Consider the following 421-nt stretch of genomic DNA (forward strand, 5'->3'; position numbering starts at 1 on the left):
CCCGTACCCTGGCCCCGCGCGGGCCGGACGCCGAAGGCCTGTGGCTGTCGCGGCACGCGCTGCTCGGCCATCGGCGCCTGGCGATCATCGACCTGGAGAACGGCGCCCAGCCGATGCTTGCCGAGGCTGGCGGGCGGGTGGCGCTGACCTACAGCGGCGAGGTCTACAACTTCCGCGAGCTGCGCGCCGAGCTGGAGACGCTGGGCCAGGTCTTCCGCACCCGCTCGGACACCGAAGTGGTGCTGCGCGCCTATCTGCAATGGGGCGAGGCTTCCTTCGTCCGGCTCCGCGGCATCTACGGCTTCGCCCTGTGGGACGAGCGCGAGCAGAGCCTGTGGCTGGTGCGCGATCGCTTCGGGGTCAAGCCGCTGTACTACTACCCGACCGCCGGAGGCGTGCTGTTCGCCTCGGAACCCAAGGC

1 pseudogene is annotated in these 421 nt (G+C 71.0%); it reads left to right on the forward strand.

What is annotated here, in order from left to right:
- A pseudogene (locus I6F16_RS37655) lies at positions 1 to 421 on the forward strand (asparagine synthetase B); the annotation flags it as partial.

The organism is Bradyrhizobium sp. IC4060 (assembly GCF_020193715.1).
Lineage (GTDB): Bacteria > Pseudomonadota > Alphaproteobacteria > Rhizobiales > Xanthobacteraceae > Bradyrhizobium > Bradyrhizobium yuanmingense.